The organism is Candidatus Omnitrophota bacterium (assembly GCA_040755155.1).
GTDB lineage: Bacteria > Hinthialibacterota > Hinthialibacteria > Hinthialibacterales > Hinthialibacteraceae > JBFMBP01.
In genome coordinates this window covers 1-5640 of record JBFMBP010000018.1, presented here as the reverse complement: position 1 = coordinate 5640, position 5640 = coordinate 1, and the positions used below count along the sequence as shown (strand labels likewise).

Here is a 5640-nt window from a genome sequence, read left to right as displayed (position 1 = left end):
GGGGATAACGTGGTCTTGAACGGCGAATTGCATACGCCGATCGCCATGGAGCAGGAATTGCGCTTCGCCATCCGCGAAGGCGGCCGCACCGTGGGCGCAGGCGTTATCGATAAAATCATCGAATAAAGGATAAAATCATGCGAGATAAAATCACCCTGGCTTGTACGGAATGCAAACAACGCAATTACAACACGTCGAAAAACAAAAGAACCCATCCCGACCGGATGGAATTCAAGAAATTTTGCCGCTTTTGTAAAAAGCATACGCTTCATCGGGAAACGCGGTAGACTTATTTTTTCGAAGCAAGAAACGGGCGTCCGAAGTTCGGCCGCCCGTTTTTATTTTCTTCAAAGACAATCGGCGCGAAACCTGTTACAATTTCATTTAATACGCAGTTTCACAGAAGCATCCCATCCGCAATTTGCGGGCATTATTAGGCATAAAAAGTAGAAGAGCCATCCTGGCTCTTTCTTTCTCGAAGCAAGAGGCTGGAAGCCTCTTCTACTATGGAGTTTCAGAAGAATCATCATGGAAAAAGTGGAAGCGGGTTCCATTCAACTCGACAACCAGGCGATCCAGTTGAAAGTGTTCATGCCGAGCGGGCGGATGCAGGTTTTGGATAAAGTCTCCGGCGTTTTGTGGGCTATGCGCTCCGGCTCCTATTCCGGTTCCATCCGCATCGAATTGGAAGAGGGGGAGCGGGAGTATTCGTTCGGACGCTCCGGCGCCCACGGCCTTCTCTTTACATCCAACTATTACATGCTGCGCAACTCAGAGGAGGAGGATTTTCACGACGTGAGCCTGACGGGGGCGCTCGACGGCGATTCGAACGCCCTGGTAACGATCCGCTATCTTCTCTCCACGACGTTTCCCGTGTTGAATTGTTTTTGTTACGCGGCGGGACCGTTTCTGGAACGAGTGAAGAAGATCGTATTCCCTTTCGGGTGGAATATTCCTCATCGCGAAGGCAATCGAATTCTTCTCCCTAAAAACCTGGAAGAACTTAGAAGCGGCGAGAGCCGCCATTCCTTCTCCAATTTATGGGAACCTGCTCAAGGCGAAAAGCATCTTGTCGCCGGAGCGCCATTTTTCGTTATGATCCGCAAAGGTCAGGGAGAGAAGGTCTGTGGGTGCATCGGTTACATGCAGCATCCTCTATCCCTATTGGAAATCGACCAAGACGAAGCGGGGCGATACGCTTCGCCGTCTTCCTCCCGCCTGGACGAGACGGGCAAGAGCGAGGCGAAGCCTTATCGTTTTCGATGTCAATTCATTCCTACAGACGATCCCGAAGCGATTACCTGGCTGTATCGAGAGCAACTTTTAACGGGCGAGAAACGTATGGTATTATAGTGAGAAACCAGCGCCGTCCATTAGTAAGCGAGGGGGATTTATGGCTGAAGCCGCCGTTGAAACCAAAGAGAAGCAGGAAAAAAAACAGCCTTTATTGGACGCCGCCTTTTTGCGGCATCTCGAACAGCTGGGCATCGTCTGCCGGAAGACCTTTTTAGGCCGGTTGAAGGGCGAGCGGCGTTCCAAGAAGCGGGGGATATCCATCGAATTCGCCGATTACCGCGATTACGCCAAAGGGGACGATCTGCGGTTTTTGGATTGGAACATCTATGGGCGGCTGGATCGTCTTTTCACGAAACTTTTTCACGAGGAAGAAGACCTTTATTTATATATCGTAATCGATACCAGCGCCTCGATGGATTTCGGCGATCCTAATAAAGCTTGGTTCGCCAAGAGAACGGCGGCGGCGCTGGCCTATATCTCCCTATCCGGCCTGGATCGCGTTTGCCTAGTGGGATTCAACCAGGATCAATACCGCTGGATGCAGCCGACGCGGGGCAAAGGCAATATCTGGCGGATCGTCAACTTTTTGGAACAATTGGGCATCGATGGCGAGACAACTTTGACGGAAGGCTGCCGCCGCTTCGCCTTACAGCAACGGCGGGGAGGCGTCGTCATTCTGCTGTCGGATTTGTTCGATCCCAGCGGCTACGAAGACGCATTCAAACACCTCTTGCAGCATCGCAACGAACTGTACGTATTTCAAATTCTCTCACCGGAAGAAATTCAGCCGGATATGATTGGAGCGCTGCGGTTGATCGATCAAGAGACGGGAGAGCCGGTGGAAGTTACCGCTTCGGAAGATTTGCTCGAAGTGTACGAACGGCGGCTGAAAGCCTATCAGTCGCAAATCAAGAATACGTGCCTTCGGTACGGCGTACATTACACTCCCATTTCCACCAACGAGCCGATGGAGCAATTGCTCGCTGACACGTTCCGGCGGATGGGGTTGATTGAATGATGAATTTTGAATTTTGAAAAAAAGAAAAGAGTTATTGACGGAGTGGCAAGGGCAAAGTTGTTTTTGCCCTTGAGGGCGATCCATCCTACAGTTTGATGCGTTCAGTTTAGGTTGATGAATAAAAGGCGTTTTAGATTTCATTTTCTTAACGAATAGGACTCGGCTATGAATTTTTTGGCTCCTCTCGGCTTGTTTTTCGGGCTGTTGATTCCCGCCGTCATCCTGCTTTATCTTTTGAAATTGAAGCGGATGGATATCACGATCTCCAGCACTTTGCTTTGGCGTAAGACGCTGGAGGACTTGAAAGCGAATACGCCCTTTCAGAAGTTGAAACGCAATCTGTTGCTTTTCATTCAACTGGCGATTATCGCCCTGCTCACGTTCGCCGCCGCCCGACCGGTATTGGAACTTGGGGGGCTGCATGGCCAAAGTTTCATCGTTCTGATCGACAATTCCGCCAGCATGTCGGCTACGGACGTGGAGCCGAACCGGTTGGAAGCCGCCAAAAAGAAGGCGATCGACCTGGTCAACGATATGAGCCGGGGCGATAAGATGATGGTTGTCTCTTTCGCCAATGGGGCGCAAGTTCTTTCTCCTTTCGAACAAGATAAAGCGACGCTGCGCAGCGTCATTCGCGCCATTCCGGCGACGGATGCGCAAACGCGGATCGAAGAAGCGGCGCGCATCGCCAAAACGGCGGCCAATACCAGCAGCAATCCCGAAATCATCCTCTTTTCCGATGGCGGATTTCGCATTCCTTCCCAGAGTCCGCTGGCCTCGCTGAAGACGCGGTACGTTCCGGTGGGAAGAAATTCCAATAACGTGGGTTTGACCGACTTAGTCGTTCGGAAAGATTTCGCGCTGCAACAGAATTATCAACTGCTTGCCGGCCTGCAAAATTTCTCTTCTGAGGAAAAAGAGGTTTTTGTGGAACTCTATGGAGAAGGCGAGGTCGTCAACGCCAGCCCCGCCATCGGCGCCAATGGCGCAAATCCCGCCGCCGAATCCACTCCGGCGCCCAAAGTGGAGCGTAAGTTGATGGATGCAAGAAAAATCACGCTGGCGGCGGGAAAAGCGGAGACTATCCTCTTTAAAGACGAAGGCTATTTCCCGGAAAAGATCGAGGTCATCCTCGATAGCGCCGATGCGTTGAAAACGGATAACCGCGCGTGGGCGATCATCCCCCGCGAGGAGAACATCCACATCCTGCTTCTCACCAACGGCAATCCTTATTTGCAGCGCGTACTCAATCTCGATCCCCGGGTGCGGTTATCCGCCGCTCCGCCGGGCGGGGGGGCGGCGCTGGACCAATACGACGTCGTCGTTTTCGATTCCAACGCTCCCGCCGCATTGACGAACGGGAACTATATTTTCATCAACGCCATTCCACCCCTGCCGGAATGGACGCGGGGCGAAGAGACGGCTTACCCTCCGCTGGTGGATTGGAACCGGTTCCACCCGCTGACGCGGCACGTCAACCTGGACAATCTCATCATCTCCAAATGCCGCAATATGGGGACGCCCTCGTGGGTAGACATCATCGCCGAATCGCGCCAAACCGCGCTGATCGCGGCTTTTCAACAGGAGAAGATCAAGGGGCTGGTCGCCGCCTTCGATCTCTACGACTCCAATTGGCCGCTGAGGGTATCGTATCCCATCTTCTTTTCCAACCTGCTGAATTGGTTCATCACGGACAAAGGCCCCTCCTCGCTTATGAAGCGGACAAGCGACATCATCGCGTTGGAAGCGCCGGATATTCCCATCCAGCAAGCGTCGTTCGTTCCGCCGCCGCCCTTGGCGCCGCGCCCCCTCGCTTTTGCCGGAGGCGCGCCGGTTTATTTCGGGGATACGGATAAGGCGGGAATTTATCAATTTATGATAAACGATCGATTGCAGAGCCAATACGCCGTCAACCTGCTCTCACCGGAGGAGTCCTCGATCGAACCGAAAGTCAGTTTGCAATTGGAAGAGGGAGAGGAGATCGAAGGGGAAGCGGCGGCGACGCAATCCAACCAGGAAATCTGGCGCTGGCTTGCGATTCTTGGCCTTCTAGCGATTTTCCTGGAGTGGTACGTCTACGTCAATCGCGCCCGTTATGCGTTTTAAAACGGAATTTCTTGATAAGTTTTTACATTAAATAGGCTGTTAAGGGTAGGAAAAAAAGGATTGATTGTTAAAATTGCTTTGGGATTTATTAATATGTTTAGCTGCCAATTCGTTGATAGCAGCCTGCATTTTAAGCCAATTGGAATGAAGGCCGATCAATGAAGATCGGTTTTTTATTTGCTAATCTATGTGTATGGAGGAAAGTACGATGAAAGTTCATTACAAACGAAAAGGCTTCACATTGATTGAGTTGTTGATTGTCGTAGCCATTATTGGAATTCTGGCAGCGATTGCGGTGCCGAATTTTCTCAACGCCCAAGTCCGCGCCAAGATCGCCCGCTGCGTATCGGACATGAAATCGTTATCCACGGCCTTGGAAATGTACCGGATGGATTGCAACGATTATCCCACGTGCAACCAGGCGCGGGTGGCGGGCAGCGGAGATAACTTTCACCCAAACGAAATCCGCTTCTACCGCATGACGACTCCCGTGTCCTATATTTCTTCCGTACCCAGCGATCCTTTTGCATCGCAAGCGAACGCCGCCGACTGGAAGCAATGGGGCTTCGCTTACGATTACGTCAACAATTACGGCAGCGACCATAACGGCGGCTGGGGTCATGTTTGGCGGCTCAACAGCTGGGGGCCGGACAACGTGAACGGCTGGGGCGGCCAACGGGACGGCAAATGCGTTAACGGCAAGCCGGACTTTGTCTACCAGGCGTCCAACGGCCTCGTCAGCAAAGGGGATATCGTTTGGGTTGGCGCGAAAGATTCGAAAACAACGAACTTCTGCGATATCGAAAACGGATATTAAAAACAGAAATAATTGATGGGTCAAAAAACGCGACCCATCCTACGGTTGATAGGGAATATAAGGATGGATCGCGCTATGAGATCCATCCTTTATTATTTTTATGATCCACTAGAGCGTATGTGGATTGGGTAGATGTTATTCTCAGTTTGTCAGAATCAAGATAACCAGGATTTTCTGGATATTCAGGATAAAAAAATCAAATATCTCAAGGGCAGAAAAAGCCTTGCCCTTGCCACCCTGCCCTACAACTTTCAAGAGGCTGGAAGCCTCTTCTACTTTTTTTTCTAATGAACAATTTGCTTGTAATACAAATCGAATAGAACATCGAATTTGGGAGAGAAATCCCGGTCGTGGCATTCGAGGCAGAGTTCCTTGGGCGGAACGCGGCGGATGGGGCCGGATG

The 5640-nt window shown here is 51.4% G+C and carries 6 protein-coding genes; all 6 read left to right on the top strand.

What is annotated here, in order from left to right:
- Nucleotides 1–126, top strand: a 126-nt coding sequence (gene tuf, locus AB1656_02065) for an elongation factor Tu (GenBank protein MEW6234149.1), incomplete at its 5' end; no start/stop codon positions are given.
- 11 nt (nt 127–137) lie between these two features.
- Nucleotides 138–287 carry a 50S ribosomal protein L33 gene (rpmG, locus tag AB1656_02060; protein ID MEW6234148.1) on the top strand — a complete coding sequence of 50 codons (150 nt, stop codon included), beginning with the start codon at nt 138–140 and terminating at the stop codon, nt 285–287.
- 241 nt (nt 288–528) lie between these two features.
- Entirely contained in the window at nt 529–1353 is an 825-nt protein-coding gene (locus AB1656_02055; protein ID MEW6234147.1) for a hypothetical protein, read from the top strand.
- Nucleotides 1354–1393: 40 nt separating this feature from the next.
- The gene (locus AB1656_02050; GenBank protein ID MEW6234146.1) at nt 1394–2314 is read left to right on the top strand and encodes a DUF58 domain-containing protein; all 921 of its coding nucleotides are present in this window, start codon (nt 1394–1396) and stop codon (nt 2312–2314) included.
- 165 nt (nt 2315–2479) lie between these two features.
- Nucleotides 2480–4420 (top strand): BatA and WFA domain-containing protein, encoded by a 1941-nt coding sequence (locus AB1656_02045; GenBank protein MEW6234145.1) that lies wholly within the window; start codon nt 2480–2482, stop codon nt 4418–4420.
- 208 nt (nt 4421–4628) lie between these two features.
- Complete coding sequence (locus tag AB1656_02040) at nt 4629–5237, top strand: prepilin-type N-terminal cleavage/methylation domain-containing protein (protein ID MEW6234144.1); 609 nt, start codon at nt 4629–4631, stop codon at nt 5235–5237.
- Nucleotides 5238–5640: the final 403 nt, after the last annotated feature.

Coding starts and splice junctions, on each gene's coding strand:
- AB1656_02050 (MEW6234146.1), top strand. CDS start 1,394: ATGGCTGAAGCCGCCGTTGAAACCAAAGAGAAGCAGGAAAAAAAACAG.
- AB1656_02040 (MEW6234144.1), top strand. CDS start 4,629: ATGAAAGTTCATTACAAACGAAAAGGCTTCACATTGATTGAGTTGTTG.
- AB1656_02055 (MEW6234147.1), top strand. CDS start 529: ATGGAAAAAGTGGAAGCGGGTTCCATTCAACTCGACAACCAGGCGATC.
- AB1656_02045 (MEW6234145.1), top strand. CDS start 2,480: ATGAATTTTTTGGCTCCTCTCGGCTTGTTTTTCGGGCTGTTGATTCCC.
- rpmG (MEW6234148.1), top strand. CDS start 138: ATGCGAGATAAAATCACCCTGGCTTGTACGGAATGCAAACAACGCAAT.